Consider the following 18,144-nt stretch of genomic DNA (forward strand, 5'->3'; position numbering starts at 1 on the left):
TACCAGGTGGCGAGCGCGCAGCTCCCGGCCGAGGACATCGCCAGGCCGCATCGGGTGATCTTCGCGGACTACCCGTCGGTGACCCTCGTGACCGCGCACGTGTCCGCAGTCAAGCTCTCCGAACGCAGCCTGGTGCTGTCGGATGGGCAGACCCTGACGGGCTCGCACCTGGTGATGGCTGCGGGCGCCCGGCCGAACTTCTTCGGGGTGCCCGGGGCGGCCGAGCACGCGTTCCCGCTGTACTCGGTGGCTGATGCCGAGCGGCTGCGCCTGCACCTGCAGCGCTTGCTGCAGAAGGCCATGGCAAGCGGCGGTTCCGCTGAGCCAGGAGCGCTCGACGTGGTGATCGTGGGTGGCGGCCCGACCGGGGTCGAGACCACCGGTGCATTGGCCGAGCTGATGCAGGCCCTGCAAAACACCGGCCGCCTCGACCCCGCCGGGAAGATCACCATCGTTGATCGCTCACCGATGCTTCTCGGACAGTTCTCGAGCAAGGCTCACGAGTACGCCCTGCGCAAGCTCGCCGAGGTCGGCGCGGATGTCAAGCTCGAGGTCGGTGTCGCCGCCGTTCACCCCGACCGGGTCGAGCTCGACGACAAGACCACGATCCCGGCGCGCACCGTCGTGTGGGGCGGTGGGGAATCGGGCTCGGCAGTCGCGCAAGCACTCGGGCCGGTCCTCGGGCGCGGCGGACGGCTCAACGTCCGGCCCGACCTGACCGTCGAGGGCTACCCGGGCGTCTACGCCGTAGGCGACGTCGCGAACATCCCCTCCGCTGACCAGGATGCGCCGACATTGCCACAGCTGGGCTCGGTAGCACAGCAGTCGGGCCTGTGGGCGGCCGAGAACATCCTGCGTGAGCTTGGGCATCAGCCGACAACCCCCTTCAAGTACAAGGACAAGGGCATCATGGCGATGATCGGCCGCAACGCCGCGGTCGCCGAGGTCGGCAAGCGGCACCACCTGGTCGAGGGTCCGATCGCGTTCGCGGCGTGGCTCGGCGTGCACGCGACGCTGCTCAGCGGCGCGCACAGCAAGACCGATGCCTTCCTCACCTGGGCGTGGGACTACTTCGACCGCGACCATGCCGCCACGATCGAGGCGCACACGGCCCCGAAGCGCATCGCGTGGGGCGACCACGAGGCCGACATCCCGCACATCGCCGTCGACGAACCCGCCCCCAGCACCGCGACGCAACACACCTGAGTCGGAGAGGAAGCCATGAACGACCACTACGACGTGATCATCGTCGGGTCCGGGGCAGGCGGCGGCACCCTGGCGCACCGGCTGGCACCGTCCGGCAAGCGGATCCTGATCCTGGAGCGCGGTGACTGGCTTCCTCGCGAGATCGAGAACTGGGACGCGGCGGCGGTCTTCGTCGACAACCGGTACGTGTCGACCGACCGCTGGTACGACGAGCACGGCGAGCCGTTCCAGCCCCAGATCCACTACTTCGTCGGCGGCGCGACGAAGTTCTACGGGGCGGCCCTGTACCGGCTCAGGGAGCGCGACTTCGGCGAGCTCAAGCACCACGACGGGATCTCGCCGGCCTGGCCCATCGACTACCGCGACCTCGAGCCGTACTACACGCAGGCCGAGGAGCTCTACCAGGTGCACGGCGCCCGGGGTGAGGATCCCACCGAGCCGCCGGCGTCGGCGCCGTATCCCCATCCCCCGGTCTCGCACGAGCCCCGCATCCAGAAGCTCTTCGACGACCTGACCCAGGTCGGGCTCCATCCGTTCCACTCGCCGTCGGGCATCCTGCTCGACGAGGCGGAGCCTGCCTCCAGCCCGTGCATCCGCTGTGCGACGTGCGACGGCTTCCCGTGCCTGGTGCACGCCAAGTCCGACGCCGAGGTGGTCGCCGTACGGCCGGCGATGCAGCACGACAACCTCGACCTGGTCCGCAACGCCGTCGTACGCCGGCTCGAGACCGACGAGTCGGGTCGCACGGTGACCTCGGTCGTCGCCGACGTCGAAGGCGTGGAGCAGCGCTTCACCAGCGACATCGTCGTCATCTCCGCGGGCGCGGCCAACTCCGCCAAGCTGTTGCTCGCCAGCGCCAACGACCGCCACCCGAACGGCCTCGCCAACGGCTCGGACCAGGTCGGGCGCAACTACGTCTTCCACAACAGCCGGGCCTTCCTGGCGGTGTCGACCGAACCCAACGACACCCGCTTCCAGAAGACGCTTGGGCTCAACGACTACTACTTCGGGGATGCCGACTTCGACTACCCGATGGGCAACCTCCAGATGGTCGGCAAGTCGTCTGCCCCCATGTATCGCGGGGAGAAGCCGATCCAGACCAAGTTGGCGCCGACCTTCGCCCTGGGCGACGTCGCCGCGCACGCCATCGACTTCTGGCTGTCCGTCGAGGACCTGCCCGACCCCGACAACCGCGTCACCCTCGACCGCGACGGCAACGTCGTACTGAGCTACACGCCGAACAACCAGGAGCCCATGGACCAGCTCTACCGCCGGGTGAAGAAGCACCTGAGCCACCTCGGCATGGACCGGCACCACCTGATCCCGCGGGACGTGTACATGAAGAACGACATCCCGGTCGCGGGGTGCGCCCACCAGGCCGGCACCGTGCGATTCGGGAGCGAGCCCGAGACCTCGGTGCTGGACACCGACTGCAAGGCCCACGAGGTCGACAACCTGTACGTCGTGGACACGAGCTTCTTCCCGAGCATCGGAGCGGTCAACCCGGCACTCACCGCGATGGCGAACGCGCTGCGCGTGGGCGACCACCTGCTGACCAGACTGGGTTGATCGGCTCTGGTTGAGCGGCGCTGGCTGAGCGGCGGGCTGAGCGGCGGATTAGACGAGACCGAGCTCGATCATTCGGTCGACCGCCTCCGTGCGCGATGACGCGCCGAGCTTGTGGTACATCGAGGTGGCCTGGGTCTTCACGGTGTGCCGGGAGATGAAGAGCTTCTCCCCGATCTCGGAGTAGGTGAGCCGCGTGGGTAGCCACGGGACCAGGCGGATCTCGGCCGTGGTCAGGGACGACGCCCCGATCGGCGTGGCGGCGATGATCTGGCTGACGCGCTCGTCCAGCCGGCGGGTGGCCGTCACCAGGTTGCCGAGCTCGGGCCGCTGCCTCAGGATCCCCCGGATCTGCTCCAGCACGGCCCGGACCCCCGCCGGGTCGATCAGCGCCAGGTAGGTCCGAGCCAGCTCGAGCAACGCCTGGACCGAGACGACCGGCAACGCGTAGGTCAGGAGAGGGCGCAGCCGGGCCGCCTTCCGCACGTACTGACGTGCCTCGGGCATGTTGCCGCGGTGCACCGCGGCATGGGCGGCCGCGGCGTACACGAGAGCGCTGGTCCAGTAGTCGTCGTACGGACCCTCGGAGACGATCTGCAGCGAGCGCTTGATCAGCGAGTCCGCGGCGCTCCACTCGTCACGTTCGACGGCGATCAGAAACTGCTCGGTGAGGACGAGAGCGGCCAACGGGGCCGAGTCGATGCCGGCGGCGAGGTCGTAGGCGTGCGCGAACGACGCGTCGGCCCGCTCGAGATCGCCCTCGAGCAGGTAGGACAAGCCTTGGGTGTGGACCATCGTGGCGCGGTAGGGGCTGGCGGGGCTGAGTCCTTCCAGAGCGGCGGCCGCGTCCGCTCGCATCGCGGCCGGACTGTCGCGGCACAGGTTCGCCCGCAGATAGGCCAACGTTCCCTCGACCGTGCTGCCGTCGGACAGGCGGCCGGTCGTGGGAAGCCCCTCGGCGACCGCGGCCCAACGCTCGGCATCACCGGCCTGCCCGAGCAGGGCGAAGATCAAGGCCCCATGGCTGATCATCGCCGGCGTGTGTGCGGCCGGCGACCGGTGACCGAGCCGCGCCATCCATCCCTGGACCGTCTCGACGCGGCCGCTCGCCCAGACCACCTGCATCGTCTCGAGGACCAGACGTCCGAACCGGAGCGTGTCGCCGGCCAGGAATGCGTGCTCGATGGCCTCTTCCAGGTCGCCCTCCGCCTCGAACCATGCGGAGGCGCGAGCGTGCAGCTCCGGGATCAGGTCGGGAGTGTCCCGGCGGACCTCGGCTTGCAGCATCTCTCGGAGGAGGTGGTGGTACCGGTACCACTCGCCCCTGCCGTCGAGGGGTTGCACCAGGAGGTTCCGTCGCTTCAGCCGTTCCAGCAACCGCATGCCACCGTCGCCGCCCGCGACCGCATCGCCGAGCCCGCCGTTCACCCGCTCCAGGATCGACGTACGGAGGAGGAACCTCACCTGCTTGCGGGGGATGCGGTCCAGCACCTCGGACCGCAGGTAGTCGGCCAGCAGCCGCTCGTCACCCCTGACCCCGTGCTTGGCCGACGCCTGACCCTCCCGGATCGCCAGGGCGGCGAGGTAGAGCCCCGCGGGCCACCCCTCGGTCTGCTGCACCAGCCGGTCCGTCTCTGCGTCGGTCACCGCGACGCCGGCGGTGGCGATCAGTGAGGAGGCCTCGCCGGAAGACATCGCCAGATCCTCCGTGCCGATCTCGAGCAGGCTGCGTTGGACGCGCATCCGCGCCGTCGGGAACGGCATCTCGTCCCGCGACGCCAGCACGAGCTGCGAGCCCGCCGGCACGTCCGTCGCGAGCGCACGGACGAGCTTCCTGCTGTCACGACTGGCGAGCGCCTCCACCTGATCGAGAGCCAGGGCGACCGTGCGCGGGAGCGCGCCGAGGATGTCCATCAGGCGCTGGGCAACAAGGCTCGGGTCGTCCTCGGTGGACTCGGTCGCACCCTTGACCAGATCGGTCGAGTCCGCGCCGAGGGCCGCGGCCACCGCGTTCGCCAGCGACCTGGGATCGTCGTGGATCAGGTCACACGAGACCCACGCGACGCGTGCTCCGCGTCGCTTCCGCCACTGATCCAGCAGCGTCGACTTCCCGTAGCCCGGTGGGGCAACGATGGTGACCACCGACTCGTCGGACGCCATCAGCCAGTCGACGAGGGCAGAACGCTGTGTCGGACCAGCTGTCGGACCAGACGCCGGACCAGACGTCGGCGGGGGTACGGCGTACGCCTGCGACCGGGTGCCGGTTCCTGTCCGCGGGGCAGGCGGGCGCGCCCGTGATGACGTGCGTCGGCCCTCCCCCCGCATTCTGTAGACGGTACCGCTGCCCCGACCACGCGGCCAGAGCCGTCCACCGCCCCCGAGAGCCGAGGTCGGGACTCAGGCTGGCAGCCAGGGAGTGCGCCACCCGCCCAGGCCGGCCGTGATGTCGTCTCCGGCCTGCGGTCCCCAGGAGCCGGGGGTGTAGGAGTGGACCGGTGGCGGCGCGTCGAGAAGTGGCTGCATGACGCGCCAGGTCTCCTCGATCCCGTCCTGGCGGGCGAACCTGGTGCTGTCTCCCGCCATCGCGGCGTGCAGCAGGACCTCGTAGGGGGTCGCGCCCTCACCGCCCTCGGTGGCGAACTCCATGTCGAGCTGGATCGGTCCGATCCTCCCGAGGTCGGTACGGCGGGCGTCGACCTGGACGCGGATCCCGGTGGACGGATCCAGCTTGACGACGAGCTGGTTGGGCTCGGGGTCGTGGTTGGCCGGCCAGAATCCCAGACGTGGTGGACGTTTGAAGACCAGCCGCAGCTCGGTCTGGGTCACCGGGAGCCGCTTGCCGGTCCGGATGAAGAAGGGCACTCCGGCCCAGCGCCAGTTCTCGATGTCGAGCCGCAGGGCGGCGTACGTCTCGGTCGTCGAGCCGGCGGCGACCCCCTTGATGTCCTGGTATCCGTCGTACTGGCCGCGCACGTAGCGGGCCGGATCGGCCTCGACGACGGAGCGGAACAGCGCGACCTGCGACTCCTTGACCGTATGCAGGTCGCCCCGTGCCGGCGGCTCCATGGCCGCGGCCGCGACGAGCTGCATCAGGTGGTTGACCACCACGTCGCGCAGTGCGCCGACCGGGTCGTAGAAGCTGCCGCGGTCGTCGACGCCGAAGTCCTCCGCCATCGTGATCTGGACGCACTCGAGGTAGTTGCGACTCCAAATGGGCTCGAGGATCGCGTTGGCGAAGCGCAGGTGCATGATCTCCTCGAGGCCCATCTTCCCGAGGTAGTGGTCGATCCGGTACAGCTGCGCCTCGTCGACGTACTCGTGCAGCTCGTCGGCAAGAACCCGTGCGGACGTCTGATCGTGGCCGAAGGGCTTCTCGATGACGAAGCGGGCACCCTTGTTCAGGCCCGCGTCCGCCAGCCCCTGGACGACTCTCCCGAACAGGAACGGCGGGATCTCGAGGTAGAAGACCGGGGTCTCGGCGCCCTTGATCGCCTCACCGACGCGTTCGTACGTCGCCGGGTCGGTGAAGTCGCCGCCGACGTAGGACAGCCTCGCCGCGAACCGTTTGAAGACGTCGTCGTCGATCGTCTCCCCGGTCCCCTCGATGGAGGTGCGAGCCCGCTCCTCGAGCTGGTCGACGGTCCAGTCGTCGACCGCCACGCCCACGATCGGGCAGTCGAGGAGGCCCCGGGCCTCCAGCCGGTACAGCGATCGGAACGTCATCACCTTGGCGAGGTCCCCGGTGATCCCGAAGATCACGAAGACGTCTGCCGGGCGCGGTTGGGTGCTGCCGGCGCTGGTTGCCATGCCCTCTCCTTCGCTCACTCCCAAGGTGCCAAGAGCGCCGTTCGGAAGAATCGCCCGTGCCGGGTGATTCCGGTCGGGATCAGCGGCGGGGGCGAGACACGAAGGGAGGGATTCGGGCACACTGCCCACACCGACATCAGGGCTGAACCTGTCGTCAACGGGGGAACAACCATGCGCATCAACACCGTCATCGGCACCGTCATCAACGCCTTCATCGGCTCCGTCGTCCTCACCCTGGCCGCCAGTGTTCTGACCGCCTGTGGCTCCGGGGGCGGTGGTGGCGACGCCTCGGGCGACTACTGCCAGGAGCTGAAGACCGACAAGGCCTACTTCGCGGACCTCAGTGGCAGCAACCCGGACCTGTCCCAGCTCGACCAGGTCTTCCAGCGGATGCATACGCTCGCGGGGGACGCACCGGACGACGTCGCCGCCGACTGGAAGACGCTCGACGGCGCCATCACCACGATCCAGAACGCGCTCAAGGACGCGGGCCTGAAGCCCAGCGACCTGGCGGCGATGCAGAACGGAGAGGTGCCCGCGGGTATCGATCCGGCGAAGCTCGCGGCACTGGCCCCCAAGCTGCAGGCCCTGAGCAGCACCGACGTCAGCGACGCGGCGACGCGGATCTCGAGCCACGCCAAGAAGACCTGCGGGGTCGACCTGACGTCGAGCTGAGGTCGATCTCAAGCCCACCTCACGCCCACCTCGTGCCCACCTCGTGCCCATCTCGTGCCCACCTCGTGCGGCCCACCGGGTGCAGGGAGGCCCCGCCACTCGCAAGTGACGGGGCCTCCCTGAATCCTGATGGGCGTGTGGTCGGAGTTACTTCACCTCGGAGCGCATCACCCGGCGGAGTCCGAAGATCCCGGGGAGGACGATCCAGAGGCCGACCGTGGTGGCGACATGTGCCCACTGGGCACCGGTCTGCATGCCCTCGAACAGGTAAGTCTGCGCGTAAGGGAGGTCCACCCAGGGCTGCAGGTCCTTGTACCAGTCCTGGCTGGTGGCCAAGAGACCGGACAGGTTCGGCACGAGCAGGACGAGCACGAAGTACATGACCAGGCCGCCGGCCGAGCTGCGCAGCAGCATCCCGAGCATGGTGCCGATCGACAGCGAGATCAGGTTGCCCAGCACGATCGTGAGGGCGTGCCCGAGCGAGAGGTCCCAGACCGTCGGCGTACCGGCGATGGTGCTGCCGACGACGTTCCCGACGGCTCCAACCGCGAACGCGAACAGCATCGAGGCAACGGCCACGATCACCGCCGAGAGGGTCTTCGCCCAGACCACCCGGCGCCGACTCGGCACGTAGGTGAAGGTCGTCAACCCGCTGCGCTGGCTCCACTCGCTGGTGATGGACAGCAGGGCGACCATCGGCAGGATCACCGTGATCGGGTAGCCGACCGCCTTCGCGAAGTTGTAGTAGGTGAGGTACTTGTCCGGCGCGAACCCGACAGTCGCGATCGTGGCGATCAGGCCGGTGATCGCGATGCTCGCGATCAGCCAGAAGCCCGAGCGGGTGTCGAACATCTTGCGGAGCTCGACGCGGACGACCCGGCTGAGCGGGATGGGCTTGAACTCGGTACGTCGACCGGTCGTGACCTGGTCTGCGTGGAGTGCGGTGGTGGCGGTCATGCCGCTGACCTTTCTCGTGTGTTGTCTCGTGGGGTGGTGTCTCGTTGGGTGTCGGCGGTCAGCTCGAGGAACATCTCCTCGAGTCCGCCACTGTCTGCGTTGCGGAGCTCGGTGAGCACCACGCCGCCGTCGTACGCCGCGCGCCCGACGACGGCGGCTTCCGCGTCGGTGCGGAGCGATCCGTCCTCGCAGACGGTCGCGGTGACGCCGGCAGTGGCAAGCGCTCGCTGGAGGGCCTCGATGTCCGCGGCGCGGACCACGGTCCCCGCTGCGGCGAGGAGCTCGGCCTTGGATCCTTGGGACACGATCCGTCCCTGCCCGATCATCACGATGTCGTCGGCGATGATCTCGATCTCGGCCAGCAGGTGGGAGGACAGCAGCACGGTCCCCCCGTGGTCGGCGTAGTCGCGCAGCAGGTCGCGCATCCAGCGGATGCCGGCCGGGTCGAGCCCGTTGGCAGGCTCGTCGAGGATCAGCACTGACGGGTCGCCGATGAGTGCGGCGGCGATGCCGAGGCGCTGGCGCATGCCGAGCGAGTAGTTGCCGACCCGCCGGTCCGCTTCGGCCCCGGTGAGGCTGACCAGCTCGAGCAGCTCGGCGACCCGGGATGCCGGGACGCCCATGATCTGCTGGGCGATGGTCAGGATCTCGCGGCCGGTACGGCCCGCGTGCTGGGCGGAGGCGTCGAGCATCACGCCGACCTCGCGCCCGGGGTTGGGCAGGTCGGCGAACCGGCGGCCGGAAATGGTCGCCGTGCCCTCGTCGGGCGTCGTCAGGCCGACCATCATCCGCATGGACGTGGACTTGCCGGCGCCGTTGGGGCCCAGGAAGCCGGTGACCCGGCCGTTCCGGGCGGTGAAGGAGATGTCGTGGACGACGGTGGTGCCGCCGTACTTCTTGGTGAGTGAGTCGATGGTGATCATGGGCGGCAGGTCCTCTGCGTGGGAGTGGTGGGGCGTGAATGAGGCGGCTGCGGTGTCGTCCACCGGGAAGTCGCGACGATCCACTCGGTCAGGTGGTCGATCCGTAGGTAGCTCATGTCCCAGAACGCTAGGTACGCCGAGGGGGTCGCCGCGTCGTCGCGAGGTCGTCTCTCGAGGGGCACCTTGTGCGTCGTACGCGTCCTCACATGGGAGGAGTCCTCAGCCCTCGAACAACCCCGTCTGGTACGCCAGCACGATCGCCTGCGCGCGATCACGGAGGTCGAGCTTCTGGAGCAGCCGCGTCACATGCGTCTTCACCGTCGTGTCGCTGATGAAGAGCTCAGCACCGATCTCGGCGTTCGAGTAGCCCTTCGTGATCAGCCGGAAGACGTCCGTCTCCCGCGCTGTCAACTCCTCGACCGCCTTCGGCGGCGCCTGGCGCGGCTGCTTGGTGAAGTGCTGGATCACTCGCCGGGTGATGGCCGGCGAGAGCAGCGCGTCGCCGCCGGCCACGGTGCGTACGGCGGCGATCAGCTGCTCGGGCGGGTCGTCCTTGAGCACGAAGCCGCTCGCGCCCGCCCGCAGCGCGCCGTACACGTACTCGTCGAGGTCGAACGTCGTGAGGATCAGCACCCGGCTGTCCTGGTCGGCCGCGAGGATGCGCCGGGTCGCCTCGAGCCCGTCCAGCTCGGGCATCCGGATGTCCATGAGCACGACCTGGGGGCGGGTCCGTGCCGCCTCGGCGACCGCCTCGAGCCCGTTGCTCGCCTCGGCCACCACCTCGATGTCGAGCTCGTCGCCCAGGAGCATCCGGAAGCCCGCCCGCACCATCGCCTGGTCGTCGACCACCAGCACCCGGATGGTCATGCGTCCGCGCTCTCCAGCGGCAGGGAGGCGCGGAGCACGAAGCCTCCGGACGTGGCCACGAACGCCGACATGTCTCCGCCGTAGGCCTTCACCCGCTCGCCGATACCGATCAGACCGTGGCCCAGCCCGTTCTGTAGCCCGTCGGTCTGCGCGAAGCCGCCCGGGCCGTCGTCGCGCACCTCGAGCCGCAGCTGGTCGGGCGCGTACGCGACGGTCACGTCGGCCCGGCGTCCGCCGGAATGTTTGAGGGCGTTGGTGAGCCCCTCCTGGACGATGCGGTACGCCGAGAGGTCGAGGGAGCGCGGCAGCGCGACGGGGTCGCCGTTCACGTGGAGTCGTACGTCGAGCCCCGCGGCGCGGACGTCTCCCGCGAGGGTCTGCAGGTCGTCCAGCCCTGGGTGCGGCGTGAGCTCCGCCAGGTCGTCGCCCTGTCGCATGGCGCCGAGCAACCGGCGCATCTCCGCGAGCGCCGTACGGCCGACGTGTTCGACGCTGTTCAGGGCGTCTGCCTCCTCGGATCCGGCCGGGATCCGGCGCCGTACCGCCCCGACCTGCAGCACCATCACGCTCACCGCGTGGGCCACGACGTCGTGCAGCTCGCGCGCCATCCGGGCCCGCTCCTCGGCGACCGCCACCCGCGCCGCCGACTCCCTCTCCCGCTCGGCTCGCAGCGCGCGATCCTCCGCGGCGACACTCCGCTCGGCCCGGTCACGCAGCGCGCGCCCCGCGATCCAGGCGACCGCGAAGAGCACCGGGGTGAACAGCAGGTTGCCTGTCGTATGCGTCGGGTCGTGGTAGACCACGATCGCTGCGCCGACGAGCACGATCACCAGACCGATCCGGGCCTCGCGCCCGCTCCGCAGGCCGCCGAACAGCACCGCGGCCCCCATGCCGCACAGGAACACCCCGGCCTGGGTCGAGACCAGCTGGTGGTCGAGGAAGGTCAGCCCAGCGGCACCGATCCAGACGAACGCCGGGGCGAGGAACGGGAACCGCCTCCGGGCCAGCAGCGCCAGCAGCACGACGGTGATCGCGGTGACCTCGAGCCACAGCGCCAGACCGTCCGGGCGGTCCGCATCGTCGCGCAGCACCGTGCCGACCGCAGTGGCGGTTGCCGCGGCCACCACCAGGACGTCGAAGCCCCAGGTCGCCAACCACCGCCAGACCCGACCCATCGGCTCAACGTAGGCCAGTTGGACGCCGCCCGCGTCCTACGAAGGTAGGACGGCCTCTGGTCAACCGAGGCTCCGGGCCGAGGCGGCGACGTATGGCGCCGCCTCGTCGTCGACGGCGCCACGCCCTCGTCACTCACCCGGCCCCGACTCCTCGGGCACCCGCCCGGGGTCGCGATCCCACTACGACGGGCGTGGGCTAGGGCGGTTCTGGTGAGGACTGCGCTTCTGGTGAGGACTGCGCTTCTGGTGAGGACGGCGCTTCTGGTGACGACGGCGCTTCCGAGACCTGGGCACGCCTCACTGGACTACGTGTGGCGATCTCAGGCCACCGGCCCCTTCCGCTCCTGTCGACAACCCGTGGGTCGAGCCCGTCGAGACCCGCCCTCAGCTCGCGCCGAGCGACCGCCAGTAGGCGTTCAGTGCGCCGTTGGTCTTCACGAACCACACGATGGCCCCGACGAAGAAGAACCAGCCGAGCAGCAGGGCCCAGAGCCCGGTCAGCGCCGTCACCGGCGGCTTCTGGCCACGCTTCTCGTAGAGGTGACCCACCTCGTTCGAGTTCAGGAACGGCATCACGATGCCGATGAAGATCGCCAGCAGCAGGGCGATGCCGCCACCGATCCCGGTGCCGGTGTGGCGCTTCATCTCCTCGTGGGTCTTGAAGTACCAGTACCAGCTGTAGAACCCGAGGGTCACGACCATGAGCAGGATGCAGATCCCGGTGTCGCGGACCTTCCCGACCTGCGCCGTAGCGACAGCGCTCGGGGGCGGCATGGCAGGTGACATGGCGGGTGACATGGCGGGTGACATGGCGGGCGGCGGTGGGGGCGCGTCTGGTGCTTGCTCGGTCACCGGCTCCTGCGGGCTCTCGGATGCGGGCGTCTCGGTCATGGGTCCTCCCGTGTGTGTCCGTTGAGCGGCGAGCCTAAGCCCGCCGCCCGGGCGAACGTGTCGAAACCACCCGGCGCAAGCTCAGGCGCAGGTACGGCGCGGCCGCGCGCCGAGTCAGGCGAGCGCGTCGAGCTTGCCCTGCAGCACGCCGCGTTCCCGCTCGCTGGGGCACAGCCGTACGGCGGCCTCCAGCTCGCTACGGGCCTCGTCGGTGCGGCCGAGCCGGGTGAGCAGCTCACCGCGGACGCCCGGCAGCAGGTGCGAGCCCGTGAGATCTCCCGCCTCCACCAGCGAGTCGACCAGCGGCAGCGCGGCAGCCGGGCCCCGAGCCATCGAGACCGCGACGGCACGGTTGAGCTCGACGATCGGCGACGGGGCGAGGGAGCTCAGGGCGTCGTACAGCAGGACGATCCGTTCCCAGTCGGTGTCCTCGACCGAGGGTGCGACCGCGTGGCACTCGGCGATGGCGGCCTGGAGCCCGTAGGCACCCAGCCCGCGACCGACGCGCCCGGCCGAGGCCAGGGCCGCGCGGCCCCGTCGGATCGCTGACCGGTCCCACCGTCGCCGGTCCTGGTCCTCCAGCAGCACCGGCGTCCCGTCGTCCCGCACCCTGGCCGGGAAGCGGGCGGCCGTGAGCTCGAGGAGGGCGAGCAGCCCCTGCGTCTCGGGCTCCGTCGGCATCAGCCGGGCGAGCACCCGGGCCTGGCGGATCGCCTCGCGGGCGAGGTCGGTGCGGATCCACTCGCCGCCCGACGTGGCGCTCGAGCCCTCGGTGAAGATCAGGTAGATGACGCTCAGCACCGCACTGAGCCGCTCCCGGCGTTCGTCGGGCGGGGGCACCTCGAACGCCACGTGCGCCGCGGCCAGCGTCTTCTTGGCGCGGGTGATCCGGGCCTGGACGGTCGTGGTCGGGGTCACGAACGCCCGCGCGATCTCGTCGCTGGTCAGGCCGCCGAGCACCCGCAGACTGAGCGCCACGCTCGCTTCGCGCGAGAGCACCGGGTGGCAGGAGATGAAGACGAGGGCGAGGACGTCGTCGTCGATCCGCTCGGGGTCGTACAGCACGTCGTCCTCCTCTCGCCGGGGCGGCGCCGATCCCGACGTGGCCTCGCCCGGATCAAGCTCGGCCGCCATCGCGGCGTACCGCTCATCTAGGGCCGACCTCCGCCGGAACGCGTCGATCGCACGCCGCCGGCCGACGGTCATCAGCCACCCGGCCGGGTTGCTGGGTACGCCGTCGCGCGGCCACGAGACCAGCGCCTCGGCCAGCGCCTCCTGCGCGAGATCCTCGGCCATCGCGAAGTCGCCGGTGTAGCGGGCGAGCGCGCCGACGATCCGCGCCGACTCGATGCGCCACACGGCCGCGACCGCCTGGCGACTCGCGGTGGAGTCGCCAGGCGGTGCGGGTTCCTCGGTCAGACCTGGCCGGTCGACTCCCGCCACGCCCGCTCCTTCTGGACCCACTTGTTGTCCTGTGGGAACTCGTCGATGCTCGCCACCCGCCGGATCTCCGCCTTCGAGCCGGGACCGGCCAGCGGCGCACGCTTGGCCCACTCAACCGCCTCCTCCTGCGATGCGACGTCGAGGATCCAGAAGCCGTTGAACAGCTCCTTGGTCTCGCCGTACGGCCCGTCGGTCACCACCGGCGGCTGCGACGAGTAGTCGACGACGACGGTGTCTTTCGCGTCGTCCAGCCCCTCCGCGGCGACCAGGACGCCGGCGTCGATGAGCTCGCCGTTGAACCGGCCCATCGTCTCGATGACGTCGTTGAAGTCGATGTCCTGGTACGCCGCCCACGTCTCGTCGGTGGCCCGCATGATCAGCATGTACTTCATGACTCACTCCTCATGTCCGGGTCCCTCTCGACCCTCTCATCCCTAGGTCGAACAGCAGCACGCCCGATCGACACACCCACCCCCGGTGGTTGAGAAAGGCCCCGTTGGGCCCGTCTCCAAACCGCCAGGCCCTCTTCTGCGCTCACGTTCGTCTGTGGAAGCGGTAGTCGCCTTCGGGTAGTCGCCGCGCGTCGTAGCGGTCGTCGTGGGCCCGGTGGTGATGCCAGGCACACAACAGGACTCCGTCGGCGATGTCGGTCAGCCCACCCTTCGCCCAGGGCGTGTTGGCGTGGTGGGCCTCGCACCACGCGGCCGGGATCGTGCACCCCTCGGCGCGACAGCGTCGGTCACGCACGGCCATCGCCTTGCGCTGCGCCGGGGAGTACAGCCGACTCGCCCGGCCGAGATCGAGCACCTCGGACTTCCCGCCCAGGACGACCGGGACGATCTGCGCGGTGCACGCCAACCGGCGGACCTGGCCGGCGCTGATCGGCTCCTCCCCAACGAGCCCTACCCCCGCCAGATCCGACTGCAACGTCCTCAGGTCGACGGTGACCAGGACCGTGGTCGCGTCCCCGCCGTGCAACGGCATCCGGGCCGGGTCGGCGGCCTCCAGGAACGTCCCGAACGCCTGCCCCAACCGGCGCCGCGGACTGACCGGCTCCCCCGGGTCCTGATGCACCACGGTCCGGTGCCGCGGTGAGGTGTAGGCGTCCAGGTAGGTCCGCAACCGGTCCGCCATCGCATCGGCCAGCCGTCCGCTGATCCGAGTGGTCCCGTCGCCGAGTCGGCGCAGGCTCAAGCTGGTCACCGCAGCGGCCCGGCGCTCCTCTCGTGCCAGCGCCCTGCCCTCTGCCTGGTCGGCGACCTCAGGTGCGGCGACATCGAGGATCCGGCGGCCCAGCCGCCGCAACGCCCGCGGCGCATATGTGGCGGCGTACCCGATCAACGCCTCCTCGGCCTTGACCAGCACCTCCGGTCCCACCTCGGCTTCGGGCAGGTCTTCCAGGGCGTGGGCGATCACCCGCGCCTGCGCCAGGTGCACACTCCCGTCGGCCACGGCGGCGCCCAGCCGGGTCCAGCGCCGCTCCAGCGACCGCGCGAGCCCCAGCTCACCGGCCCGGTCTCGCGGATCGGTCCGCGACTCCGCCGCCAACCACGTCGCCACACTGTGATCCGCCGTGGTCTCCGCGACCTCCTCAGCGGTGGCCATCACCCGCATCCGCAACGCCGCCAGCTGAGACTCCAGCCGGTCCAGACGGCGCAACGCCTCGGCCTTCTCCCCGGTCCGCATGAACCCCGGATCCACGCCGGCCACATCCTTCAACGCCGCCTCGACCGCGTCGGCACAGGCCAGCACCGGGTGCATCGCGACTGGTTGCGGACCCATGGGCACCTCCCGAGAATTCGATACTGGAATTCGAACACATGTGCGAACGGCCGGCAACCTGCTCGGTCCGTGCTGTGGATAGCGCTGTCTCAAGCATCATGTGGACCTGGACCCAAGCCGCGTCGCCGAGGCGCCCGTCGGCCTTCTCACTTCCGCCTCGCCGCATCCTCCTCCCATCGCTCACGACCGGCTCGCCCGGCAAGATCGCACGGTGCCCGGCGCGGGGTCCGAGACCACGACGGTGTCGAGCCCGTGGGCCTCGCGCCGAGCCGCGATGGCACGCGACATCTGGAAGGACGGCCACACTGCGGTGACCGGGCGCGAGTCCCGCGGACATGCCGGCGGGGATCGCGACCTCCTCGGGCCGCTCCGCACCCGCGCCGCCGGTGTCACGACGCGCGCTGGAGGGAGCAGACGATGGCCCTGTCGACCAACCTGCGCCGAGCGATTGCACCACTCGTGGCGCTCGGGCTACGCGTCGCGTGCGCGTCGTGCTCGAGCGACGACTCGAGCTCCGCCGGAGCGGGTACGACGCCGCCCACGGACTCGGCGTACCCCTCGTCCGTCGTGGTGCTCGGCCACTCCGGCACCACCGGCGCCGGCTCCGACCCGGACAACCCGATGGCCGACATCCGCGAGAACTCCTGGGCCACGGAGACGAACCCGGAAGTCGACAGCGTCTACCAGCGGATCGTCGCGGAGAACCCTGCTGCGGAAGGTCACGTCGCGAACTTCGGCATCGACGGTTCGGACGTGACCAGCCTGCCCAGCCGGCACCGGAGCTCGTGATCATCCAGTCCACCTGCAGAGACTCGTCGACCGCTACTGGGCGATCGTCACCTCGGTGTGCGAGCAGTACGAGAACTGCCGCACCGACGGCGGCATCATGAAGACGATGAAGCTCGAAGCGGTGTCCCAGCGAAGCTCCGTCGCGGCGAGAGCGACGTGGTTGGCCACCTCAACCACCTCACGGTGGCCGGGCACCACAAGATGGCCGCGCTGGAAGGCGCTCTACGGCTGAGGTCGGAGCTCAGACCTCCTCGCGGACCGCCTCGATCCGGCCGGACGCCACGGCCGCCTCGACGGTTGCGAAGTCGCGGTCGTTCTGCTCGGCGTAGTCCACCGAGAAGTCCGCGATCGCCTCGTCGAAGGTGGTGCCGCCACCCAGGTACGACGCGATCGCGACCCGGTCCCCCGAGCGGGCGTGGGCGCGGGCAAGAGTCCACCCGCACAGCCGGCCGTAGGCCACCATGCCGTCGGGCGACATCTCGCCGGGCTCGGCCGAGCCCTTCCAGTCGCGCAGCTGCCGGACGTAGAAGTCGACCGCGTGGCCGGCGTCGTCCGCCCGGCTCTGCCACCCGAGGAAGATGTCGCTGCTGGCCTGCATCAGCCGCTGGCCCTGCACGACGCGCTCACCGTGCTGGGCGTAGACGCTCTCCCCGAGGAACCGCTCCAGGACGGAGGCCTCGGCCTGCTTGGCCTGAAGGAAGAGCGGGTCGTCACCGTCGCGCCCCAGCAGAAGCGCGATCCACGCTCGCGTGCCGACGCTGCCCACTCCGACGACCTTGCGCGCCATGTCGACCATCTGGAACTGGTCGAGCAGGACGCGACGGTCCGGCGTGAGCGTGTCGATGTACCCGGCGAGCAGTGACTCCAGCTCGGCGTAGATGTCGTGGGCCTGGCGCTCGGGGTACAGCTCGGCCACCGGTACGACGAGGGGCGGTGCGCTGATGATGCTCGGGCGGCCGTCGACGATGGTCGTGAGCTTGCCGAGGGCCTGCATCGAGTCGCGGGTGCGCGCCTTGGCGAGGAGCTTCTCGGTCCTCGCCAGCTGCTTCTTCTTCAGGATCGGTTGGAGACTTCTGAGCAGCTCGTCCATTTCCGCCCGCGCGTACCAGACCTCGAGGTTCGTCTGGCCCGCGAAGTCACGCATCGACTCCCGGTACGAGCCGACGGTCCTGACCACGACCGCGCGGCGTTCGTCGGCAGAGAACCCGGCAGTGCGGCCGGCGATCTCGAGGCTGGCGCCGAGCCGCTTGACGTCCCACTCGAACGGGCCGGGGTGCGTCTCGTCGAAGTCGTTCAGGTCGAAGACCAGACGCCGCTCCGCCGACCCGAAGACGCCGAAGTTCGAGACGTGTGCGTCTCCGCAGAGCTGGACGGTCAGACCCGACTGCGGGCCCCCTGCCAGGTCGCTCGCCATCAGCAGGGCGGCGCCGCGGTAGAAGGCGAACGGCGAGGTGAGCATCCGGCCGTATCGGATCGGCACCAGCTCGGGGATCCGGGTCGTCGCCTGACCCTCGAGCAGGTCCACCGGGTCTGGGCGGTTGCTCGGCACCTGCAGCGCCGCCACCGCACGGCGCGGCGCCTCCCGTCGGACCGCCTTGCCCCGCTCGGCCCGCTCGGCCGGCGTCTCGGCGCCGGAGCGCTCCCTGGCGAACAATGACGGCTCCCTCGTGTGCTTCCGAGACCGGGGCTCAGTCAACGGGGGTACGCGCCACCGCGCGTCCCCCGCTTGGGGTGATCAATGCCCACCCGTGACGTCGGCAAACATGCCGGTCAACCCCGCAGCCGACAGCAGCAGCGGCACGATCACCACGATCGTGAAGCACGCCAGAGCAACCGCCCTGCTACATCAGTACGTCGAATCTGATCGACCGGTCGGCTGACCATCGAAGACGCGCTCCGTAAGCCTCTGGGCCTGCGGGTCAGCGCGGGAGCACCGTCGTTTCTCCGACATCTCCGCCATGGACGCCTCGAGACGCGAGCATGGCGAGCCTTGAAACGGGCGAAACGGCCCACTGGTGTGGGCGATCTCAGCCAGAATGTGGCCTTCGGCGCCTACCGTTGCC

Annotated in this window: 16 protein-coding genes; 4 read left to right on the forward strand and 12 right to left on the reverse strand. The window is 70.0% G+C overall.

Going from position 1 to position 18,144, the window contains the following annotated elements:
• Both VGJ24_RS03660 and VGJ24_RS03665 read left to right on the forward strand, forming a co-directional pair.
• A partial coding sequence (locus VGJ24_RS03660; RefSeq protein WP_331499134.1) for an NAD(P)/FAD-dependent oxidoreductase occupies positions 1 to 1,206 on the forward strand: 1,206 nt, incomplete at its 5' end.
• A gap of 15 nt (positions 1,207 to 1,221) precedes the next feature.
• Positions 1,222 to 2,775, forward strand: coding sequence for a GMC family oxidoreductase (locus VGJ24_RS03665; protein ID WP_331499135.1), 1,554 nt, complete (start codon positions 1,222 to 1,224; stop codon positions 2,773 to 2,775).
• Between the two features lie 48 nt (positions 2,776 to 2,823).
• Here the strand turns inward: VGJ24_RS03665 and VGJ24_RS03670 are convergent, their stop codons facing one another.
• Together VGJ24_RS03670 and zwf are read right to left on the reverse strand one after the other, a co-directional pair.
• Positions 2,824 to 4,932 (reverse strand): LuxR C-terminal-related transcriptional regulator, encoded by a 2,109-nt coding sequence (locus VGJ24_RS03670; RefSeq protein ID WP_331499136.1) that lies wholly within the window; start codon positions 4,930 to 4,932, stop codon positions 2,824 to 2,826.
• 237 nt (positions 4,933 to 5,169) lie between these two features.
• Positions 5,170 to 6,579, reverse strand: a complete 1,410-nt coding sequence (gene zwf, locus VGJ24_RS03675; RefSeq protein ID WP_331499137.1) for a glucose-6-phosphate dehydrogenase — start codon at positions 6,577 to 6,579, stop codon at positions 5,170 to 5,172.
• Between the two features lie 171 nt (positions 6,580 to 6,750).
• Between zwf and VGJ24_RS03680 the strand changes: the two genes are divergently transcribed.
• On the forward strand, positions 6,751 to 7,254 hold the full coding sequence (locus VGJ24_RS03680) for a hypothetical protein (protein WP_331499138.1): 504 nt from the start codon (positions 6,751 to 6,753) through the stop codon (positions 7,252 to 7,254).
• 147 nt (positions 7,255 to 7,401) lie between these two features.
• Here VGJ24_RS03680 and VGJ24_RS03685 read toward each other — a convergent pair whose 3' ends face one another.
• From VGJ24_RS03685 to VGJ24_RS03720, 8 genes are all read right to left on the reverse strand, one after another.
• On the reverse strand, positions 7,402 to 8,211 hold the full coding sequence (locus tag VGJ24_RS03685) for an ABC transporter permease (protein WP_331499139.1): 810 nt from the start codon (positions 8,209 to 8,211) through the stop codon (positions 7,402 to 7,404).
• On the reverse strand, positions 8,208 to 9,134 hold the full coding sequence (locus tag VGJ24_RS03690) for an ABC transporter ATP-binding protein (RefSeq protein ID WP_331499140.1): 927 nt from the start codon (positions 9,132 to 9,134) through the stop codon (positions 8,208 to 8,210). The genes VGJ24_RS03685 and VGJ24_RS03690 overlap by 4 nt, the downstream gene beginning before the upstream one ends.
• 219 nt (positions 9,135 to 9,353) lie before the next feature.
• A complete protein-coding gene (locus VGJ24_RS03695) occupies positions 9,354 to 10,001 on the reverse strand; it encodes a response regulator transcription factor (protein ID WP_331499141.1) in 648 nt (215 codons plus the stop codon).
• Positions 9,998 to 11,176, reverse strand: a complete 1,179-nt coding sequence (locus tag VGJ24_RS03700) for a sensor histidine kinase (protein WP_331499142.1) — start codon at positions 11,174 to 11,176, stop codon at positions 9,998 to 10,000. Before VGJ24_RS03700 ends, VGJ24_RS03695 begins: the two co-directional genes overlap by 4 nt.
• 384 nt (positions 11,177 to 11,560) lie before the next feature.
• On the reverse strand, positions 11,561 to 11,950 hold the full coding sequence (locus VGJ24_RS03705; RefSeq protein WP_331499143.1) for a DUF4234 domain-containing protein: 390 nt from the start codon (positions 11,948 to 11,950) through the stop codon (positions 11,561 to 11,563).
• A 231-nt stretch (positions 11,951 to 12,181) separates the two neighbouring features.
• On the reverse strand, positions 12,182 to 13,510 hold the full coding sequence (locus VGJ24_RS03710) for an RNA polymerase sigma factor (RefSeq protein ID WP_331499144.1): 1,329 nt from the start codon (positions 13,508 to 13,510) through the stop codon (positions 12,182 to 12,184).
• On the reverse strand, positions 13,483 to 13,902 hold the full coding sequence (locus VGJ24_RS03715) for a YciI family protein (protein ID WP_331499145.1): 420 nt from the start codon (positions 13,900 to 13,902) through the stop codon (positions 13,483 to 13,485). The genes VGJ24_RS03710 and VGJ24_RS03715 overlap by 28 nt, the downstream gene beginning before the upstream one ends.
• A 142-nt stretch (positions 13,903 to 14,044) precedes the next feature.
• Entirely contained in the window at positions 14,045 to 15,292 is a 1,248-nt protein-coding gene (locus tag VGJ24_RS03720; RefSeq protein WP_331499146.1) for an HNH endonuclease signature motif containing protein, read from the reverse strand.
• Positions 15,293 to 15,709: 417 nt separating this feature from the next.
• On the opposite strand from VGJ24_RS03720, the gene VGJ24_RS03725 reads away from it, so the two are divergent.
• On the forward strand, positions 15,710 to 16,081 hold the full coding sequence (locus tag VGJ24_RS03725; RefSeq protein WP_331499147.1) for a hypothetical protein: 372 nt from the start codon (positions 15,710 to 15,712) through the stop codon (positions 16,079 to 16,081).
• A gap of 33 nt (positions 16,082 to 16,114) precedes the next feature.
• Here VGJ24_RS03725 and VGJ24_RS03730 read toward each other — a convergent pair whose 3' ends face one another.
• Both VGJ24_RS03730 and VGJ24_RS03735 read right to left on the reverse strand, forming a co-directional pair.
• Positions 16,115 to 16,249, reverse strand: a complete 135-nt coding sequence (locus tag VGJ24_RS03730) for a hypothetical protein (protein WP_331499148.1) — start codon at positions 16,247 to 16,249, stop codon at positions 16,115 to 16,117.
• A gap of 73 nt (positions 16,250 to 16,322) precedes the next feature.
• A complete protein-coding gene (locus tag VGJ24_RS03735; protein ID WP_331499149.1) occupies positions 16,323 to 17,735 on the reverse strand; it encodes a DUF2252 domain-containing protein in 1,413 nt (470 codons plus the stop codon).
• Positions 17,736 to 18,144 lie beyond the last annotated feature (409 nt).

This window comes from Nocardioides sp., assembly GCF_036493135.1.
Classification (GTDB): domain Bacteria; phylum Actinomycetota; class Actinomycetes; order Propionibacteriales; family Nocardioidaceae; genus Nocardioides.